This window comes from Rhodococcus sp. B10 (assembly GCF_011770055.1).
Classification (GTDB): Bacteria; Actinomycetota; Actinomycetes; order Mycobacteriales; family Mycobacteriaceae; genus Rhodococcoides; species Rhodococcoides kyotonensis_B.
Genome location: NZ_JAAFYV010000048.1, coordinates 1 through 19,299 on the forward strand (window position 1 = coordinate 1; position 19,299 = coordinate 19,299).

Below are 19,299 nucleotides of genomic sequence, written 5' to 3' on the forward strand. Positions count from 1 at the left end.
GGGGTGAATTTGGCTTGTGCGGGGCCGCGGCGGCCGAAGACGTGGACTTCGACGGCTTTGTTGGCTTTGAGGCCTTCGTAGACGTTGGCGGGGATTTCGGTGGGGAGGAGTTCGTCGCCGGTTTTGGCGAGGACGCGGGCGACGTCGAGGGCGACGTTGCCGACGCCGAGGACGGCGACTTTTTCGGCGTCGAGGGGCCAGGTGCGGGGGACGTCGGGGTGGCCGTCGTACCAGGAGACGAAGTCGGCGGCGCCGTAGCTGCCGTCGAGGTCGATGCCGGGGATGTTGAGGGCGCGGTCGGCGTTGGCGCCGGTGGAGAAGATGACGGCGTCGTAGAAGCGGCGTAGGTCGGCGAGGGTGATGTCGGTGCCGTAGTCGATGTTGCCGAGGAGGCGGACCTGTGGTTTGTCGAGGACTTTGTGCAGGGCGGTGATGATGCCTTTGATGCGTGGGTGGTCGGGTGCGACGCCGTAGCGGATCAGGCCGAAGGGCGCGGGCATGCGTTCGAACAGGTCGATACTGACATCGGTGTCGGACTTCATGAGTGCGTCGGCGGCATAGATGCCGGCTGGTCCAGCGCCCACAATGGCGACGCGGAGTGGACGAGTCTGATCAGTCATGTGCAGCGAACTACCTTCGTCGACGAAACGTACGGACAGCCCAGCATAAATTAAGCATTACCTGATCTGGGCTGCTGGTCCTGGTTCCAGGCTACGTCGCGCGATCCGCAGTCTCCACAACCTCGGGGGTTGAGGTATTCCCCTTATTCGGGTAGGAATTGCATCGTGCATACGACATTCCTGGTCCGGCGACTCGCCGTCGACTTCTGCCGTACCTGCACCAACGCGTGCTGTCGGTGACCGAACCCCACGCGCTCTTGGCCTGACTCAGGCCCGTCTCTGCATCTGTACAGCTCCGCCGCGCCGTGCGCCGGGCTGCATTCCTTGCCCCCGAAAGTGACGCCATGTCCACTTCCGTCGAGGTCGTCCCCGACGATCCCGTCCGATCCTCGCTCCCGCCGTCCCGCGCCAAGACGCGTGCGGGACGCGGCTACCTCACCACCATCGGCCTCCCGCTCGTCTCACTCGTCGTATTCATCGGCGTGTGGCAGATTGCCGCGTCGAGCGGCGTGTGGAACGAGACGTTCGTCCCGTACCCGAGCACCGTCTGGAAAGCGTTCGTCGATTTTTCGACGACGCACGACGGCGTTCGGGGCTATCAGGGATATCTCCTGTGGGAACACCTGTACATGACGTTGCGACGCGTGTTCGCCGGCGTCCTGATCGGTATCGCGCTCGGTGTCGCCCTGGGTCTGGCCATGGGCACCGTCAAGTGGGTGCGCGCAGTTCTCGAGCCCTGGCTGACGTTTCTGCGCGCGTTGCCGCCCCTGGCCTACTTCTTCCTTCTCGTCATCTGGCTGGGTATCGATGAGGCGCCGAAGGTCACGTTGCTCGCGTTGGCAGCGTTGCCTCCGGCGGCGGTGGCGACGACGGCAGCAGTGCTCGCTGCCCCCGTCGGCCTCGTCGAGGCGGCGCGCGCTCTCGGTGCCAGTAGAAAAGACGTGATTCGCGACGTCGTAATCCCGTCTGCGCTTCCCGAAACATTCACCGGCATAAGGCTTTCCGTCGGTATCGCATACTCCTCGGTCGTTGCGGCCGAACTGTTCAACGGTCTTCCCGGCATCGGCGGCGCAGTCAAGGATGCCAGCAATTACAACAACACCCCGGTCGTGCTCGTCGGCATCTTCGCCATCGGCATCTCGGGGCTGATCATCGACGGCTTGTTGCGAGCGCTGGAGCGCCGCGTAGTTCCCTGGAGGGGAAAGATATGAGAATCACCAAGGCTGTCATCGCTCTGGCCGTGGGAGCGCTCGCGCTCTCGGGTTGCGCCGTCGACAACTCGAGTTCGGACGACAGCAAGCCCACCATTCGGATTGCGTACCAATCGTTTCCGAGTGGCGACCTCGTCGTGAAGAACAGCGGCTGGCTCGAAGAGGCGTTGCCGGACTACAACATCAAGTGGACCAAATTCGACTCCGGCGCCGACATCAACACCGCGTTCATCGCGGGCGAGCTCGACTTCGGTGCGATCGGCTCCAGCCCGGTGGCGCGCGGATTGTCTGCGCCACTGAACATTCCGTATCAGGTCGCGTTCGTTCTCGACGTCGCAGGCGACAACGAAGCTCTCGTCGCACGTAACGAGACGGGCATCACCAATGTCGCCGACCTGCGCGGTAAACGCATCGGCACCGCATTCGCGTCGACCGCGCACTACAGCCTCCTCGCCGCGCTCGAGCAGGCCGGGCTCAGCGCGTCGGATGTGAACCTGGTGGACCTGCAGCCGCAAGCGTCGCTGGCCGCATGGGAACGAGGCGACGTCGACGCCGTCTACACGTGGCTGCCGACGCTCGATGAGCTGCGCAAGACGGGGACGACGCTCATCGCCAGTCGAGAACTGGCTACGGCGGGCAAGCCGACGCTGGACCTCGGCGTCGTGTCGACTGCGTTTGCCGAACAGCATCCCGACGCCGTCGACACGTGGCGCAAGACCGAGGCCCGCGCGTTGAACACGATCGCCGACGATCCCGACGCGGCGGCCAAGGCCATCGCCGCCGAGATCGGCATCACCCAGGACGAGGCGGCCAACCAACTGAGCCAGGGTGTGTTCCTCACGCCCGAGGAACTGACGTCCTCGGAGTGGCTCGGCACCGACGGGGCTGTCGGAAATATTGCGGTCAACCTGCAGAGTGCGTCCGAATTCCTGGCGTCGCAGAACCAGATTCCCGAGGCGGCGCCGCTCCAGACCTTCCAGGACGCGATCTACACGAAGGGACTGCCCGGTGTCCTTCAAGATTGACAGAGCCTTCGAGACCGAACTCGAAACCGCGGGCTCGATTCGTATCGACAACGTTTCGCACACCTACGGCAGCGGCAGCCACGCGGTCACCGCCCTCGGGCCCGTCGACCTGACGGTGCCGCCGGGCGAGTTTCTCGTTCTCGTCGGCGCGTCGGGATGCGGCAAGAGCACACTGCTCAGGTTGATCGCAGGCTTCGAATCGGCGACGGCCGGAAGCGTTCTCGTCTCCGGGACCGATCCGACCCCCGGCTTGACGTCGGGCGTCGTGTTCCAGCAGCCGCGTCTGTTCCCGTGGAAGAGCGTGGGAGGCAACGTCGAACTGGCGTTGAAGTACGCGGGTGTGAGCAAGAGCCAGCGCGTTGTCCGACGGGACGAGCTGTTGGCTCGCGTCGGGCTCGACGGCACTGCTGATCGCAAGATCTGGGAAATCTCGGGTGGTCAGCAGCAGCGCGTCGCGATCGCGCGGGCGCTGGCTGCCGAAACGTCGCTGTTGTTGCTCGACGAGCCGTTCGCCGCGCTCGACGCCCTGACACGCGAGCGGCTGCAGGAGGATCTGCGCCAGGTCAGCGCCGAATCGGGACGCACGTCGGTGTTCGTCACGCACAGTGCTGACGAGGCGGCGTTCCTCGGATCGAGGATCGTCGTACTCACTCAGCGTCCGGGCCGCGTGGCCCTCGATATTCCCGTCGACCTGCCTCGCAGCGGGGTCGACGCGGACGAGCTCCGAGGCTCGCCCGAATTCGCAGCATTGCGTGCCGAAGTCGGCCATGCCGTGAAAGCCGCTGCAGCAGCGTAGAAATGGAGGAAAGATGACCACTCTCGAAACCCCGGTAGTACTGACCGTCGACAAGTTCGGCCCGAGTTTCGGTGCCGAGGTGATCGGTCTCGACGTGGCGTCTGCGTCCGATGCCGAAATACTCGCGATCCGCACTGCCCTCGTCGAGCACAAGGTTCTCGTGCTGCGCGGACAGTCGCTCGACGATGCAGGGCAGATCGAATTCGGTCGACGCCTCGGCGAGTTGACGGCCGGGCATCCGGTGCATCACAGCGGTGACGTCGCCGCCGAGGTCTACGCGCTCGATTCGCAGGACAACGGGTTCGCCGACGTGTGGCACACCGACGTGACGTTCATGCAGCGTCCGCCGATGGGGTCGATTCTCCGGCCCGTCGTACTCCCTCCGCACGGCGGCGACACGAACTGGGCCGACAGTCAGCTCGCGTACGAGTCGCTGGCCGCGCCGGTGCGGCAGATGATCGATCAACTCACCGCGGTGCACGACGGCAACCGCGAGTTCGGCTACTACCTCGCACAGAAGCGTGGCGGTAAAGGCAACGTGTGGGACGGCGCCGAGGTGACGTCGCTGGTACCCGTCGAACATCCGGTCGTTCGGGTGCACCCGGAGACGGGACGCAAGGGCATCTTCGTCAACCCGGGATTCACGTCGCACATCGTCGGAGTGTCCGAAGCCGAGAGCCGCGGCATCCTCGACTTCCTGTACGCGCATCTGACGAAACCCGAGCACGTGGTGCGTCACCGCTGGCGCCTCGGCGACCTGGTGCTGTGGGACAACCGCAGCACGTCGCACTACGCGAACCGTGACTACGGCACCGAGCACCGCAAGATGCATCGCATCACGCTGCGCGGCGACATACCTGTCGGACCCCAGCAGTAGCCGGAGTTCGCCGGGCGGGGAAGATTGGCACATGGCGTCGTGGCGTGAACGTAGGCAACAGTGGGTCGACAGCCGTGAGGAAGCGCAGAACAACGCGTCGGCAGCAGCTGCCGACGCGGGTGAACGACGCGCACCCACGGCCTGGCCGTTTCTGATCGCGGTCGGCATCGTCGTCGTGATTCTCGCCGGCATCTTCATCGCTGCACGGTTCGCCCCCGCCGAGAACAACGTCACGCAGGCGCAGCTGATGACCGACGCGATCACCGAGTTCGTCGACGCGCAGAACACCGGTGACGCGGCCGCCCTGCGCGAGACGACGTGTTCACAGCAGGTCGACGCCCTGATCACCGGTTCCGACGCCGACTACAGCGCTGCCAGAGCTGCAGATGTCGAGCAGAACGGCAAGCTCGTCGTCGATGGTGCCCCCACCGATTACGAGGTGAACGGTGACCGAGGTGTCGCTACAGTTCCGACGAAGCTCGAGAAATCAGGAACGACGACGAACGACGAGTGGAAGTTCGTGCGCGTGGACGACAAGTGGCTGGTCTGCAATGTGTACTCGGGTTGAATTCATGAAAGGCTGAATCCGTGACTTATGCAGGTGACATAACCCCGCAGGCAGCGTGGGAGCTGCTTCGCGAGAACCCGGACGCGGTCCTCGTGGACGTTCGAACGCACGCCGAGTGGCAGTACGTCGGCGTCCCCGACACGTCGTCGATCGAGCGCCCGACTCACCTCATCGAGTGGGTCAGCTACCCGAACGGTGCGCGCAACGTGAACTTCGTCGACCAGCTGAAGGAAGCCGGAGTCGACGGCGAACGTCCCGTGGTGTTCCTGTGCCGGTCCGGCCAGCGGTCGATCGGTGCTGCCGAAGCCGCGACGGCGGCGGGCATCGGGCCGTCGTACAACGTTCTCGACGGGTTCGAAGGTGCGACGGACGCAGAGGGCCACCGCGGTGCTGTGGGTTGGCGTGCGGTCGGTTTGCCGTGGAGGCAGTCATGAGTATTCCCAAGGGCGGAGGCTTCTCGAAGCCGTTGCCAGAGGACGTGGGTCAGGGGACGCTGGGTGTCCGCGGCGGCTTGATGCGGTCTGGATTCGACGAGAACGCCGAGGCGCTCTACCTGTCGTCCGGATTCGTCTACGAGAGCGCGGGTGCGGCCGAACAGGCGTTCACCGGCGAGATCGACCACTTCGTGTACTCGCGCTACGGCAACCCGACGGTTCGCATGTTCGAGGAACGTCTGCGGCTGATCGAGGGCGCCGAGGCGTGCTTCGGCACGTCGAGCGGAATGTCCGCGGTGTTCGTCGCGCTCGGTGCTTTGTTGAAGGCAGGCGACCGGTTGGTCGCGGCACGCAGCCTGTTCGGTTCGTGCTTCGTCGTCTGCAACGAGATCCTGCCGCGCTGGGGTGTCGAGACCGTCTTCGTCGACGGTGAGGACAACGCGCAGTGGGAAGAGGCGCTGTCGGTTCCGACGACGGCGGTGTTCTTCGAGACGCCGTCGAACCCGATGCAGTCGCTCGTCGACGTCGAGCGGGTCTCCGAGCTGGCGCACGCGGCCGGCGCAACCGTGGTGTTGGACAACGTCTTTGCGACTCCGCTGCTGCAGAACAGTCTGGCGCTGGGAGCGGACGTCGTCGTCTACTCGGGTACCAAGCACATCGACGGCCAGGGCCGTGTCCTCGGCGGCGCGATTCTCGGGAGCAAAGAGTACATCGACGGTCCGGTGCAGACGCTCATGCGCCACACCGGTCCGGCGTTGAGTCCGTTCAATGCGTGGACTCTGCTGAAGGGTCTCGAGACGATGCCTGTGCGCGTTCGACATTCGACGCAGAGCGCACTCGAGATCGCGCGGTTCCTCGAAGGGCATCCAGGGGTGTCGTGGGTCAAGTACCCCTACCTCGAATCGCACCCGCAGCACGAGCTCGCGAAGAAGCAGATGAAGGGCGGCGGCACCGTCGTCACGTTCGAATTGGACGCGCAGGAGGGTGAAGGCAAGAAGCGTGCGTTCGAACTGCTCGACGCGTTGCGCGTCATCGATATCTCGAACAACCTGGGCGACGCGAAGACGCTCATCACCCACCCCGCGACGACGACGCACCGCGCGATGGGCCCGGAAGGTCGTGCGGCAGTGGGGCTTTCGGACGGTGTCGTGCGCATCTCCGTCGGCCTCGAGGACGTCGAGGATCTCATCGCGGATCTGCAGCAGGCGCTTCGCTAGCGCTCACGAGGCGCGGAGCGCCTCCAGAACAGTCCTGAATTTCGCTGTCGTCTCGGCGAGTTCGGCATCGGGGTCGGAGGCTTCGACGATGCCTCCGCCCGCCGTCGCGACCGCTGACAGGCCGTCGGCCGCGAGTTCGAGGCATCGGATGGCCACCATCCACTCGCCGTCGCCCGCGGAGTCCGTCCATCCGACAGCGCCCGCGTAGAAGCCGCGCGGGCCCTCGATGTCCGCGATCGTCTGCATGGCTGCGGCGCGCGGAACGCCCGCGACGGCAGCGGTCGGATGCAGTGCGAGCGCGAGATCCAGTGCCGTCGTGGACGAGTCGCGCAGAGTGCCGGTGATGGGCGAGCTCAGATGCCACAGCTGAGGCGTCGAACTCAAGTGTGGTGTTTCGGGGACTTCGATTGTTGCGCACAGAGGTTCGAGTGCTGCGCGAATTTCGTCGACGACGAATCGGTGTTCCGCTTGATCTTTCGCGCTCGCGGCCAGACGTTCGGCGATCGCTGCATCGGTGTCGGGGTCGTCGCTGCGCGCCGCTGTCCCGGCGAACGGATGGCAGCTGACCGTGGTGCCGCGTCGTCGCACCAGAAGTTCCGGACTCGAGCCGACGAGGTGTTTTCCCTCGTAATCGGTTCCGGCAGAGGAGAGATCGACGCTGTAGCCGTTGCCCAGTGGATCGGCCGCAACGAGTGAGGCGAGCAGCGACAGCGGATCGATCGGCGAATCGGCGAGGAGCTCGAGAGCACGCGCGAGCACCACTTTCTGCGCTGCGCCCTGCCGGAGCGAGTTCACGACCTTCCGCACGCGTTCGACATGCACGTCCGACGCGGGCTGTTGGCGTCCGACATGCACGTGGGGTAGCGGTGGCAATGAGACACGGGAAGCCCACGGCCCGTCGGTCCTGGTCAGGTCGACCGGTTGGACGAGCGCGACAGGATCACCGATGTCGAACGGGATCGCGCCGACGACGGCACGACCGGACTGCACGGCCTCCGGCAGCGTCGAGAACCGGTGCTCGACGCCGGTGGCCTCGACGGTGCAGTCGCGTCGGGACAGCACGAAGTGCGGTAGAGCCGACATCAGAACGGCGACTGGGTGCGTCCGACGAGGTCTGCGACCGAGTTGATGACTTTCGTCGGCCGGTACGGGTAGTGCTCGACCGATGCGGTGGTCGAGATGCCGGTCAGCACGAGGATGGTTTGCAGGCCGGCTTCGAGACCGGAGACGACGTCGGTGTCCATCCGGTCGCCGATCATCAGTGTGCTCTCGGAGTGACCGCCGATCGCGCGCAGCGCAGAACGCATCATCAGTGCGTTCGGCTTGCCGACGTAGTAGGGCTCGCGGCCGGTGGCCTTGGTGATCAGTGCGGCGACGGATCCGGTCGCGGGCAGCGATCCGTCACGGGACGGACCGGTGGCGTCAGGGTTGGTCGCGATGAAGCGTGCGCCCTTCTCGACGAGTCGAATGGCCGTCGTGATGGCTTCGAAGGAGTACGTTCGCGTCTCGCCGAGCACGACGTAGTCGGGGTTGGAATCGGTGAGTACGTAGCCGATGTCGTGCAGGGCCGTCGTCAGACCGGATTCGCCGACGACATAGGCGCTGCCGCGGGGACGCTGGTTGCCGAGGAAATTCGCCGTGGCCAGAGCGGACGTCCAGATCGCAGACTCCGGGATCTTCAGGCCGGTTCGTTCGAGCCTGGCCTGCAGGTCGCGCGGAGTTCGGATCGAGTTGTTCGTCAGCACGATGAACGGGATGTCGTTCGCCTCCAGCTCGGCGACGAACGCGTCGGCGCCGGGGATGAGGTGATCTTCGTGGACGAGAACGCCGTCCATGTCCATCAGGTAGGTCCAACGCTGCGGTTCGTCCGGTGAGCTCACCTCACCATTGTGCGCTATCCGGCTTTCTTCGACTGCGCGCGCTGCAGTGAGCGCTCACGGGCGGTCATGCCGCCCCACACTCCGAACGGTTCGCCCGCGGCCAGAGCGAACTGGCGGCACTGCGCGATGACCGGGCATGTCCTGCACACGACCTTCGCGGCATCCTCTCGTTGCCGACGAGCCGTGCGGCCCTCACCCGACGGTGAGAAGAAGATTTCCGAATCGGCGCCGCGGCAGACCGCGTCGAGCTGCCACTGCCACGCTTCTGTTGTGGGTGCCATGTAGCGATGATGTCGCGTGAGAAGACCGGCGAGAAGGTTTGCAATCATCCAGCGTCTAATTGTTTCGTGAACTCTTGGAGCGGTCGAATTGCCATGATGTTGGGTGGCGTACTGGTCGGCTCGACGCTGGCTGAGCGCGATATGGGCGAATTCGGGCCGACGCTGTCGGTCGTCGTGGCCGCGATCGTCGCGGCGTGCGTCGTGCTGCAGGTTCGAAGTGCGAAAGCCGGGTCGACGACGGTATGCGTGGGTGCCGCTGTGCTGGTGGCGTCGATGTGGTCGGGTTCGTTGTTGGATGGTGTCGGCGCCGGGCTGATACTCGGCGGACTCTTGGCCCTGGCGGATACCGACGATCGTGCCTGGTTGCAGAGTGCGTTGGCGACGGGCGTTGTCGTCGGGGCGCGGAGGCCCGTCGAAATGATCCCGCGTCGGTACGCCGACTACCTGTCGGACGGGTCCGACGCGTCCGACGGGCTTGCATGGGTACTGCTGGTGGCGACGGTCGTGGCTGTTCTCTGGACCCTGACGACCTCGGGTTTCGGGCAGATCCGAGATCCCGATCGGTCGTCGCGGGTCGGAATCGTGGTGATCGGCGTGGGAATACCGCTCGTAGCGTTGCTGACGCGTTGGTGGTTCGCCCAGCAGCTCGGCCCGCCGCCGTCGTACGCGGAGTGGGTCGCCGGGGGAGCGCTCGTGGCTGCTGTCGTCGCCGCGGCGTTCGTGTCGAGGGAGACGACGGGTGTGGTGTTGCTGGCCGGGCTGGCTGTGTCCGTCGTCGACCGTGGGGCTTTCGTCGTCGAAAGCCGGTGGTTTCTGGTCTTTCCCGTCGCGGCGGCCGTCGTGGGATCGGTCGTCGGCCGGAGGTGGCCCGCTCCTGTAGTCGGGTTCGGGATGCTCGCTCTCGTGACCGTGCCGACGGTGTTCGACATATGGGTGGATCCGGTCGTCCTGCTGCCTGTGGCCGTATACCTGTTCGCGTCGTGCCTGCCGTCGAACGGGGCGCTCACTGCCGTGGGAGTGCTCGGGCCGCTTCTGTTGTTCGTGCCGTTCGCCGAGCACTACGGGTGGACGGCGATCACGGCTATCGACAACCGGACGGTGAGTTCGTTCGTGGGCGACGCCCCCGCTTACGACGAGCAGGCTCTCGCAGCGGTCGTGACGATCCTGCTGTGCGGCGTAGTCGCGTGGACGTTGACCCGGCACTCGAATCAGAACGGTGGTGGTCGGTAATTCTCGCGGGCTGTGACGATGGCGCGGTGTTCGAGGAATCGTTCGCGAAGGTAGACGGCGTCGTCGCGTTCCTGTGAAGTGCGGGCGCGTGCGATGTCGCCGAGTGTCGGCACGTTGGTCACCGTCTCGGGGTTCAACAGCCGACCCCAGTCGGTGTCGGTGTCGGTGATGTTCTGTTCCCACCAGGTGGGTTCGTAAAGTTCGTCGGAGGGTTCGTCGTCCGGTGGTGGTTCCGTCGGTCTCTCCTCACCGACGACTAGAACTGCCGCAGAGCGCTCGTCTTCGATAGTGGTCGGCAGTGGACGTGGTTTCCGATTGTGTACGAAGGTGTCCGGTACCAGGACGGTGCCGTAGTTCGACGGGGTGATGCGTTGCAGTCCTGAGGTCGAAGTCCAGATGATGGCGTCGCCGGCGAGTCGTGCTGCGGCCCAGAGCTTCAGGGTCTTGGCTTGGTGATGGAAGTGGCACAGCGGCTGGAGGTTGGCGCGGATGGTCCAGCCGCCTGCTCGGGGGTTGGTGTGGTCGAAGGGAACGATGTGGTCGATCTCGCAGGCTGCTGCGGGCACACTGCACCCAGGGAATGTGCAGGTGGAGAACGTCGCGCGTGTGAGTGCGACGAGTTCTGCCGTGGGGCGGTAGGTCAGTGCTGCCGGTGGCGGTTCGGTGTGTCCACCGTGGCCGTCGGGGTGAATGCCCTTCGCGAGTGCGGGGTCTGCGGCTGCGGCATCGAGAAACCGCGAAATCATCTCGGAAAGAGCGACATCGCGGCCCGGGCGTAGGCGCCGGCGTACCGCACGCGGGAGTGAGCAGGAAATGGAGGTGGTGCAGGGGATCAGCGCTGCGCTCAGAGGCCCGACCGGATGGATTCGGCCGCGTTTGATCGGGCGGTAGGCAATGGGTCGGTGGTCGGTCGGGCGGTGAGCTGTCTGGTCGGCGACATCTTCAGCTGCGCTCGGGTTTTCGTGGTCGGCGGCCACGGTGTCATCGGGTTCGTCTGTACCGCCCGCATTCTCACTTCCCGCACGCTCGCTGCCCGAATGTTCTTCCTGCGCCACCGCGGAGTCGACATCCTCGGCCGTGTGGTCTGCAGACTCCTCCGCCTCGACGCCGTGTCCTTCTTCCGCGCGGATGTCCTCGATGAGTTCGGTGAGAATCATCTGCAGTCGGGAGTCGCCAGCGAGCCGTCGGGCTGTGTCGGGGTCGAGGATGGTGCCGTCGCTGAGGGTTGCGGGTCGGTCGGTGAGTCCGAGGAGGGTTTCGATGTCTACGGTGACTTGCAACAGGTGTGGACGTCGCTTGGAGTGATGCTCCTGCTGTCCGCTGACCGGGCATACGTCGGTTTCGCACATGCAGGCGATGAAGTCCTGGCGGTAGACGAGAGCCATGACGGCGTAGCCACGGAGTTGCTTCTTCGTTCGTGGGTCGCGGGAGCAGACGGTGCCTGCGAGTTCGTCGAGCACGGCGTTGATTTCGGCGCCCTCGAGACTGCTCATTCTGGCGCGGAGGGTGGCCATGCCGTCGTCGCCTCGAATGACGTCGGCGCGTCGTTCTTCGGATTCGACTTTCTTACGCGCTGCTGCGGCCTCGTCGGGGTCGTGTTCGATCCACAGGCTCCAGATGCGGTCGCGGAGGGGGCCGACGGTGGTGCGCAGTGCGGTGGCGAGGACGTCGTCCTCGATCGCGTGGACGGTATCGTCGGATGCCTTCTCGAGCACCAGGGCGATGGTGCGGACCCTAGGGTAGTCGATATCGCCTGCGGTGAAAGCGGCGTCGACTGCGGGCAGTCGCCAGGCGAGCTGTTCGCCGATGGTCATCATGTCGCCGGTGACGGTGCGCGACAAGGACAAGGCGACCGACGCCTCGCACTGGACGGTGCGTTTGGCGAGTGCGATGTCGGGTTCGCCGTCGCCGGATTCGTGGATGTCGGCTTCGGCGCAGAAGCGGAGCTCGAACAGGGCGTGCAGGTTGTGGACCATCGTTGCGGCGGCGATGTTCTCGGCGCGGCGATTGCCGGCGAGCGTCGCCAACAGTTCCGACGCCTCCGCGTCGGCGGCACGACGGATAGCGTCCGCCTCGCCTGAATTGTCAACGCCCCCCGGCATTCCCATGCCCATTACGATAGTCGAACATGTGTTCGAATGCAAGGAAGGCGGCCCACTACGTCGACCGCGCAGGTTGCAGCGCACGCGCACGTTGCAACCTGCGCGCTTGCTGGAAGGTGCGCGGCCGGACGCGAACGGTCGAAACCCGCAAGAGTTCGAATCACCGTGATTCGAAGTCGAAGCTCAAGCGCCGCAATGCAATCGAAAACCGGAGACTTGACGGCTGTACTAGGTACCGAATACATTCCTGTCACCATCCAGAGCGACCTAGAGACCTGGCTCGTCGACGTCGCAGCAACCCCCTTCCTCACGGAAGGTGTGGGTGCTACCGCCAGGACCGATGGAGGAAGCACATGAGCTGCGCACTGTGTCAACGACGGGCAATACGGCGACTCCTGCACGTCGACCTGTGCCGCGTGGGCGCCTGTAGCTGTACCTGCAGATAGTCCCGCCACACACCACACCTCCACCAGAAAGCTTGTTTCGGTGACTCAATTGCAAGCTCGGCCCGCGTCGGCCGAACCGCAGATCGACGACGAGGACCTCGTCGTCGCCAAGAAGTGGCACCCGTGGCGCTGGGTCGTCAGCATCGCGGTCCTCGTGCTGGTCGCGCAGTTCCTGCACGGCCTCGCGACCAACCCGGGATGGGATTGGGGAACGTTCGCTCAGTACTTCACGGCGGCGTCCGTCATGTCCGCGCTGTGGCTGACCATTCAGCTGACGTTCTGGGGCACGCTCATCGGGTTCGCGATCGGCATCGCGCTCGCCGTGTCTCGCCTGTCGAACAACCCTGTGCTGCAGGTCATCTCCTGGTTCTACATCTGGGCGTTCAGGTCGATTCCCCTCATCGTGCAGTTGCTGTTCTGGTTCAACATCGCCTACCTCTACCAAACTCTCACGCTCGGAATCCCCTTCGGTCCCGCGTTCTTCGAGTTCGACGTGAACAACGTGATCAGCGGTTCGACGGCCGCCATCATCGGTCTCGCGTTGCACCAGGCTGCGTACTCGGCCGAGATCGTCAGGGCGGGCATCATCTCCGTCGACCAAGGCCAGTTGGAAGCGGCTGCTGCACTGGGCATTCCGAAGCGTCGTGAATTCTTCAAGATCGTCCTGCCACAAGCGATGCGAGGGATCCTCCCGAACGCCGCCAACGAGGTCATCAGCCTGTTCAAGGGCACCTCGATCGTGTCCGTCATGGCCATCGCCGAGCTGTTCTACCAGGTTCAAGTCATCTACGGCCGCAACGGGCGGGTCGTTCCGCTGCTCATGGTCGCGACCATCTGGTACATCATCCTCACGTCGATCCTGTCGGTCGTCCAGTTCTACGTAGAACGGCACTACGCCAAGGGTGCGGTGCGCACCATCCCTCTGACGCCGATCCAGAAGATACGCAAGCGGCTCGCCGAGACCACCCTCGCGCCTCGGGGAGCAACCCGATGACCGCCGCACCGGAGAACTCGAAGTACGCCGTCGAAGTCCGCGGCATACACAAGTCGTTCGGACCTCTCGAAGTGCTGAGGGGCGTCGACCTCGTCGTTCGCCCGGGCGAGGTCACCGTCATCATCGGCCCGTCCGGATCCGGTAAGTCCACGCTGCTGCGCACCCTCAACCACCTCGAAAAGGTGGATCAAGGCACGGTCAGGGTCGACGGCAATCTCGTCGGCTACCGCCGCAAGGGCAACAAACTGCACGAGCTCAGCAACAAGGACATCCTGAAGCAGCGTTCGCAGATCGGCTTCGTCTTCCAGAACTTCAACCTGTTCCCGCACCTCACCGTGCTCGAGAACGTGATCGAAGCACCGATCTCGGCGCAGAAGCGGAGGCGCGCCGACGTCGAGCCCGAAGCTCTGGCTCTGCTCGAACGCGTTGGCTTGAAAGAGAAGGCGCACGACTACCCGCGCAGATTGTCCGGCGGCCAGCAGCAGCGCGTCGCCATCGCCCGAGCACTCGCGTTGCGCCCCAAAGTGATTCTGTTCGACGAGCCCACATCGGCACTCGACCCCGAACTCGTCGGCGAGGTTCTCGAAGTCATTCGGGGGCTCGCTCGCGAAGGCGCGACACTCGTCATCGTCACGCACGAGGTCGGTTTCGCCAAGGAGATCGCCGACACGGTCGTCTTCATGGACGGTGGACAGATCGTCGAGAGCGGCACGCCCACAGAACTTTTCGACAACACCCGAGAGGAGCGCACCAAAGCGTTCCTCGCCCACGTTCTCTGAACTCGAGGAAAAGCCATGCCCAGATTCAACCGAGGACTCCTCGTCCTCGCGTCTGCCCTCTCCGCTGCTGCACTTACGCTCACCGCGTGCAGTGAACCCACCGCCGAATCGGAGGTAGTGACCGAGGACGGTCAGACCTTCGACCTCTCGCCTGAGCAGTCCACCCGCGTTCACGCCGACAAGGTCGACGAGATCGCCGCGAAAGTTCCGCAGACCATTCGTGATTCAGGCGTCCTGACGATTGCTGGAACTGCCGGTACCGCCCCGCCGCTGCGCTTCTACGCGACCGACGACAAGACCGTCGTCGGCTCCGAAGTGGATTTCGGCATCCTCATCGCCGACATTCTGGGTCTGAAGCCGGAGATCACCGTCGCCGACTGGGCGCAGAACTTCGTCAAGATCGACTCCGGTGAGAACGACGTCTTCATCTCCAACGTCACCGTCACCGAGGAGCGCAAGGACAAGTACGACTTCGCGACGTACCGTCTCGACAACCTCGCCTTCGAGACTCAGAAGGACACGGACTGGGTCGTGAACGGCCGTCAGGACATCGCAGGCAAGAAAATCGGTGTCGGATCCGGTACCAACCAGGAACAACTTCTGGTCGAGTGGAACGAAGCCAACATCGCCGAGGGTCTCGCGCCGGCCGAGATCGCATACTACCAGAACACCTCCGACTACTACCTTGCGCTGTCGTCCAAGCGCATCGACGGCTACGTCGGACCCAACCCGTCCGCCGTCTACCACGCGGCCACCAGCGGTGACAGCAAGATCATCGGCACGGTGTCCGGTGCGGGCGACGCCCTGCAAGGCGAAATCGCCGTGACCACCAAGAAGGACAACGGTCTGATCGTCGCGATCCAGGAGGCGATCAACCACGCCATCGAGGACGGCGATTACCAGAAGGTCATCGACCGCTGGGGGCTGAAGGACGAGGTTGTCACCGAGTCCGTGATTAACCCGCAGGGCCTGCCCCGCAAGGCTGGATAGACCCAGGCATGAAAGTAGTAGTGGTCGGCGGCGGCGTGATCGGAACAGCATCGGCGTGGATTCTCGCGCGCCGAGGCCACCAGGTCACCCTGCTCGAGCAGTTCGAGCCCGGCCACAAGAACGGTGCGTCACACGGCAGTTCGCGCATCTTCCGGCACGCCTATGCGGACGACTACTACGTATCGCTCGCATCACGCGCCCACACACTGTGGCGTGAGCTCGAGAACAACACGGGCACTGAACTTCTCACACTCACGGGTGCCGTGGACCACGGCTTGCCCGCTACCGTGACACCCCGCGCCGACGCCTTGGCTCGCGCGGGGCTCACTGCCGAAATTCTGCACCCGAACGAGGCGCGGCGGCGCTGGCCCGGGTTGGCGTTCGACACGACAGTCCTGCATCATCCCGATGCCGGACGGTTGGATGCGGACGGAAGTGTTGCCGCCTTCGTCGTCGCGGCCCGAAACGCCGGTGCCGCTGTGCATTACGGAAGCCCGGTGCGGGAGATCACCGCGTCGGACGTGTCGACGGATGCTCGGACCTTTCCGGCCGACCATATCGTCGTCGCGGCAGGTGCATGGTCGTCGAAAGTTCTCGGCAGCCGGGTGGACCTTCCCTCACTCGTCACTACTCAGGAACAACCTGCACATTTTCTGCCCACCATCGACGCCGACTGGCCGAGCGTCATTCACCATCCTGGTGCAGAACTCCGCACCGAAGGAATCTACGGACTGCAGGGCACCGAGGGGATCAAGATCGGCGAGCACGGCACCGGTCCGGTGATAGACCCCGACGACAGGGACTTCACTCCACGCCCCGACGGCATCGAACGGCTGAAGGCGTACGCCAGAACCTGGCTGCCCGGGGTGGATGCAGACTCCGCCGACCCCCTGACCTGCCTGTACACGACCACGCCTGATTCGAACTTCGTGGTCGATCGCATCGGACATCTCACGGTTGCCGCCGGTTTCTCGGGCCACGGGTTCAAATTCGCGCCTGCGATCGGTGAGTTGGTCGCCGATCTGGTCGATGGAGAGCCGACGCCGGAGCTTTTTCGACTGGGTGTGCGTCCTGGCAGCGATGTTTCCTAGCGATCGGGAATGGAATACAGTCGTGCCCGGTTCGTACAACTGAACACACACCATCCAGAGCGACCGAGAGACCTTGGCTCGACGACGTCGCAGCAACCATCACGCCACGCGCGTGGGGGTGCTCCTGCCAGGATCGATGGAGGGAAACGTAATTGACCACGTCATACGAGCAGGGCGCATTGCAGTTCGTGGCCGTTCACCAGAACGACCCGCTGGCCGCGCCGCTGATCGAGGAACTCGCGCTCGAATATGCGACGCGCTACGGCCGCACTCCCGGTGAGCAGTACAGCGAACTTCGTTCCTATCCGGCGGAGGAATTCGCCCCACCGGGCGGCTCTCTCGTCGTCGCCATCTCGGGCGGCCAACCCGTCGCAGGAGGTGCGTTCCGGCAGTACGACGCCACGACCGCCGAGCTGAAGCGAATCTGGACTGCATCGACACACCGCAAACGGGGTCTCGGCAAACTCGTCGTCGCAGAACTCGAACGCATCGCCGCCCTGCGTGGATACTCCCGCATCTACCTGACGACGGGGTGGCGCCAGCCGGAAGCCGTCGCGCTGTACTTGTCCACCGGGTACACCCCGCTCTACGACAGGTCGATCCCGGCCGAGGACGTCGGCCCTCACCCGTTCGAGAAGCTTCTCGTCTGTGAGGGTGCCGCATGAAGTTTCTGCTGATGAGCCTTGTGTCGCATCGGCCCGACCCCATTTCCGGTGACAAGACGACCCCGGCGCAGCGATTCCGGGAGGTCGTCGACACCGCGGTTCTCGCCGAAGAATTGGGTTACGACGGTTTCGCCGTCGGTGAGCGCCACGAGGATCCGTTCATTTCGGCGTCGCCGCCGGTGGTGTTGAGCAACATCGCTGCTCGCACGTCGACCATCGGATTGTTCACGGCCGTAACCACGTTGAGCCTCCTCGATCCGGTGCGCGCCTTCGAGGACTATTCGACGCTCGACAACCTGTCCGATGGCCGACTCGAATTGATCATCGGCAAGGGCAACGGGAGTGCCCAGGCCGCATTGTTTCACGTGACACCCGAGGATCAGTGGGATCGTAATCGTGAAGGCTACGAACTGTTTCGCACGTTGTGGGACAGCGACAGCGTCACGTGGTCCGGTCGTTTCCGGCCTCCTCTCGTCGACGCGAAAGCTCTACCTCGCCCGTTGCAGTCCAGAATTCGCATCTGGCACGGCAGTGCGACAAGCAGGGAATCCGTGGATCTGGCTGCACGGCATGGGGATCCGATCTTCTCCGCCAACGTCACCAATCCGCCCGAGCCGTACGCCGAACTGATTCGCCATTACCGTGAGCGCTGGGCGCACTACGGTCGTCGTCCCGAGGACGCCCTCGTGGGCGCTGGCACTGCCGGCTTCCATGTCGCCGCGACGTCGCAGGAGGCCGTTGCCGCATACCGTTTCACGTTCGAGGCACGGCTGGCGGCGCAACGCAGCGCTGGAATCCCGGTCGTCTTCGACTCCCTCGAAGACCTCGTCGAGCGCAGTTCCGCGCTGATCGGCAGCCCCGAGCAGGTGATCGACAAGATCGGTCGGTATCACGAACAGTTCGGTCACGAGGTCATCCATCTCAGCGCGGATGCCGACGGTATCCCCGCGCGTCAGCAGCGTCGTAGCCTGGAGTTGTTCCAGTCCGACGTCGCACCCGTGATACGCGAGTGGATTCCGAGCCGACCACTCGCCGCAGCCAAGGCCCTGAAAGAGGTTCTCGTATGAGTATTTTCGCCGTCGGAATCGAGTTGGACGGGGAGGGTGCTCATCCACGCGCGGCGCGGCGTGCGAACCAGCCGTCGAGCGGGTCGATCAGCGGAAAGACGCTGTCGCGTCGCGTCGCGGCCGCCGAGAATGCGGGTTTCACGTTCGCCACGTTCGACGACTCGATCCTCCCGCCGTCCGGCGACGTACGCGCGAGGGTCGACGCCGTCGCCCGCGCCTCGTTCGTCGCGGCGACCACGTCCACGATCGGACTCGTCCCGGTCGTCGGCACGACGTACGCCGAGCCGTTCCACACGTCTTCGCAGCTTGCGACGCTCGACTACTCGTCGCGCGGACGTGCCGGATGGATCCCGATTCGTGTGACCGACCCGGCGGCGGCCCGCGCGTGGGGCCGACCCGAAGTGACGTCCGATGCGGATCGCACTCGCGAGCAACGAGACTCGATCACCGTCGCTCGACAACTGTGGGATTCGTGGGAGGACGACGCTGTCATCCGCCACGTCGCGAGCGGGCGTTTCCTCGACCGCGACAAGCTGCACTACGTCGACTTCCAGGGCGAGTCGTTCTCGGTGAAAGGCCCGGCGATCGTGCCGCGCCCACCGCAGGGACAGCTCGTCGTGTTCGGCACGGAGGACGAGCGCGACCTCGTCGACGTCGTCCTCGTCCGCGAGACACCCTCGGCGCGGACGGACGCGCTCACCGTCGTCGAAATCGACGTCGCGCTCGACACCGCGGACGCAACTGCGGCCGAGCGACTCGAATCACTCGGTGCCGCAACGGCATCGGGTCGAACGAGCTACTCCGGTCCTGCAGCCGGCCTGACGGAACTGCTCACCGATCTGGCCTCCACAGCAGACGGGGTTCGGCTGTTCCCGACGGTCGTCGACGAGGACCTACCGGTGCTGGGTCGGTACGTCCTGCCCGAGCTGTTCCAGACAGGCGTCGCGCATCGCCCGGTTCCAGGATCGACGTTCCGCGACAACCTCGGTCTTGCCCGGCCGGCCAATCGTTACGAGAGGGTCTGAA

20 protein-coding genes and 2 riboswitches are annotated in these 19,299 nt (G+C 64.7%); of the genes, 15 read left to right on the top strand and 5 right to left on the bottom strand.

What is annotated here, in order from left to right; translation table 11 throughout:
• Positions 1-620 (bottom strand): FAD-dependent oxidoreductase (locus RhoFasB10_RS23680; protein ID WP_167678889.1); only part of this gene is annotated, 620 nt, incomplete at its 3' end.
• Positions 621-964: 344 nt separating this feature from the next.
• Here RhoFasB10_RS23680 and RhoFasB10_RS23685 point away from each other — a divergent pair.
• Genes RhoFasB10_RS23685 through RhoFasB10_RS23715 form a run of 7 tightly spaced genes read left to right on the top strand, consistent with a single transcriptional unit; the run spans position 965 to position 6,748 of the window.
• Positions 965-1,831, top strand: a complete 867-nt coding sequence (locus RhoFasB10_RS23685; RefSeq protein WP_068421942.1) for an ABC transporter permease — start codon at positions 965-967, stop codon at positions 1,829-1,831.
• The gene (locus tag RhoFasB10_RS23690) at positions 1,828-2,856 is read left to right on the top strand and encodes an ABC transporter substrate-binding protein (protein ID WP_068421944.1); all 1,029 of its coding nucleotides are present in this window, start codon (positions 1,828-1,830) and stop codon (positions 2,854-2,856) included. The genes RhoFasB10_RS23685 and RhoFasB10_RS23690 overlap by 4 nt, the downstream gene beginning before the upstream one ends.
• The gene (locus tag RhoFasB10_RS23695; protein ID WP_157105210.1) at positions 2,840-3,652 is read left to right on the top strand and encodes an ABC transporter ATP-binding protein; all 813 of its coding nucleotides are present in this window, start codon (positions 2,840-2,842) and stop codon (positions 3,650-3,652) included. The genes RhoFasB10_RS23690 and RhoFasB10_RS23695 overlap by 17 nt, the downstream gene beginning before the upstream one ends.
• Before the next feature lie 13 nt (positions 3,653-3,665).
• Positions 3,666-4,529 (top strand): TauD/TfdA family dioxygenase, encoded by an 864-nt coding sequence (locus RhoFasB10_RS23700; protein ID WP_068421946.1) that lies wholly within the window; start codon positions 3,666-3,668, stop codon positions 4,527-4,529.
• Positions 4,530-4,560: 31 nt separating this feature from the next.
• On the top strand, positions 4,561-5,097 hold the full coding sequence (locus RhoFasB10_RS23705) for a hypothetical protein (RefSeq protein ID WP_068421948.1): 537 nt from the start codon (positions 4,561-4,563) through the stop codon (positions 5,095-5,097).
• Between the two features lie 20 nt (positions 5,098-5,117).
• On the top strand, positions 5,118-5,531 hold the full coding sequence (locus RhoFasB10_RS23710) for a rhodanese-like domain-containing protein (protein ID WP_068421951.1): 414 nt from the start codon (positions 5,118-5,120) through the stop codon (positions 5,529-5,531).
• Complete coding sequence (locus RhoFasB10_RS23715; RefSeq protein WP_068421953.1) at positions 5,528-6,748, top strand: O-succinylhomoserine sulfhydrylase; 1,221 nt, start codon at positions 5,528-5,530, stop codon at positions 6,746-6,748. Before RhoFasB10_RS23710 ends, RhoFasB10_RS23715 begins: the two co-directional genes overlap by 4 nt.
• Positions 6,749-6,751: 3 nt before the next feature.
• Here RhoFasB10_RS23715 and RhoFasB10_RS23720 read toward each other — a convergent pair whose 3' ends face one another.
• Genes RhoFasB10_RS23720 through RhoFasB10_RS23730 form a run of 3 tightly spaced genes read right to left on the bottom strand, consistent with a single transcriptional unit; the run spans position 6,752 to position 8,909 of the window.
• Positions 6,752-7,831: an isochorismate synthase gene (locus RhoFasB10_RS23720; protein ID WP_068421955.1), complete on the bottom strand. Its 1,080-nt coding sequence runs from the start codon at positions 7,829-7,831 to the stop codon at positions 6,752-6,754.
• Positions 7,831-8,628, bottom strand: a complete 798-nt coding sequence (locus tag RhoFasB10_RS23725) for an HAD-IIA family hydrolase (RefSeq protein WP_068421957.1) — start codon at positions 8,626-8,628, stop codon at positions 7,831-7,833. The genes RhoFasB10_RS23720 and RhoFasB10_RS23725 overlap by 1 nt, the downstream gene beginning before the upstream one ends.
• A gap of 14 nt (positions 8,629-8,642) precedes the next feature.
• The gene (locus tag RhoFasB10_RS23730; protein WP_068422261.1) at positions 8,643-8,909 is read right to left on the bottom strand and encodes a WhiB family transcriptional regulator; all 267 of its coding nucleotides are present in this window, start codon (positions 8,907-8,909) and stop codon (positions 8,643-8,645) included.
• Positions 8,910-8,975: 66 nt separating this feature from the next.
• Here RhoFasB10_RS23730 and RhoFasB10_RS23735 point away from each other — a divergent pair, with 66 nt between their 5' ends.
• Positions 8,976-10,139 (top strand): hypothetical protein, encoded by a 1,164-nt coding sequence (locus RhoFasB10_RS23735; protein ID WP_167678891.1) that lies wholly within the window; start codon positions 8,976-8,978, stop codon positions 10,137-10,139.
• Here RhoFasB10_RS23735 and RhoFasB10_RS23740 read toward each other — a convergent pair.
• Positions 10,118-12,247 (bottom strand): HNH endonuclease signature motif containing protein, encoded by a 2,130-nt coding sequence (locus RhoFasB10_RS23740; protein WP_240931430.1) that lies wholly within the window; start codon positions 12,245-12,247, stop codon positions 10,118-10,120. The genes RhoFasB10_RS23735 and RhoFasB10_RS23740 overlap by 22 nt on opposite strands.
• A gap of 244 nt (positions 12,248-12,491) precedes the next feature.
• Positions 12,492-12,588: riboswitch (SAM riboswitch) on the top strand.
• Between the two features lie 148 nt (positions 12,589-12,736).
• Between RhoFasB10_RS23740 and RhoFasB10_RS23745 the strand changes: the two genes are divergently transcribed.
• The 7 genes from RhoFasB10_RS23745 to RhoFasB10_RS23775 all read left to right on the top strand — a co-directional run bounded on the left by RhoFasB10_RS23745 (position 12,737) and on the right by RhoFasB10_RS23775 (position 19,298).
• A complete protein-coding gene (locus tag RhoFasB10_RS23745; RefSeq protein WP_167678935.1) occupies positions 12,737-13,681 on the top strand; it encodes an amino acid ABC transporter permease in 945 nt (314 codons plus the stop codon).
• Positions 13,678-14,460, top strand: coding sequence for an amino acid ABC transporter ATP-binding protein (locus RhoFasB10_RS23750; protein WP_167678893.1), 783 nt, complete (start codon positions 13,678-13,680; stop codon positions 14,458-14,460). Before RhoFasB10_RS23745 ends, RhoFasB10_RS23750 begins: the two co-directional genes overlap by 4 nt.
• A gap of 15 nt (positions 14,461-14,475) precedes the next feature.
• On the top strand, positions 14,476-15,450 hold the full coding sequence (locus tag RhoFasB10_RS23755; RefSeq protein WP_167678895.1) for an ABC transporter substrate-binding protein: 975 nt from the start codon (positions 14,476-14,478) through the stop codon (positions 15,448-15,450).
• An 8-nt stretch (positions 15,451-15,458) separates the two neighbouring features.
• Positions 15,459-16,541, top strand: coding sequence for an FAD-dependent oxidoreductase (locus tag RhoFasB10_RS23760; RefSeq protein ID WP_167678897.1), 1,083 nt, complete (start codon positions 15,459-15,461; stop codon positions 16,539-16,541).
• 47 nt (positions 16,542-16,588) lie between these two features.
• Positions 16,589-16,684, top strand: a riboswitch (SAM riboswitch).
• Positions 16,685-16,693: 9 nt separating this feature from the next.
• Complete coding sequence (locus RhoFasB10_RS23765) at positions 16,694-17,206, top strand: GNAT family N-acetyltransferase (protein ID WP_167678899.1); 513 nt, start codon at positions 16,694-16,696, stop codon at positions 17,204-17,206.
• On the top strand, positions 17,203-18,273 hold the full coding sequence (locus tag RhoFasB10_RS23770) for an LLM class flavin-dependent oxidoreductase (RefSeq protein WP_167678901.1): 1,071 nt from the start codon (positions 17,203-17,205) through the stop codon (positions 18,271-18,273). Before RhoFasB10_RS23765 ends, RhoFasB10_RS23770 begins: the two co-directional genes overlap by 4 nt.
• On the top strand, positions 18,270-19,298 hold the full coding sequence (locus RhoFasB10_RS23775) for an LLM class flavin-dependent oxidoreductase (protein WP_167678903.1): 1,029 nt from the start codon (positions 18,270-18,272) through the stop codon (positions 19,296-19,298). Before RhoFasB10_RS23770 ends, RhoFasB10_RS23775 begins: the two co-directional genes overlap by 4 nt.
• Position 19,299 lies beyond the last annotated feature (1 nt).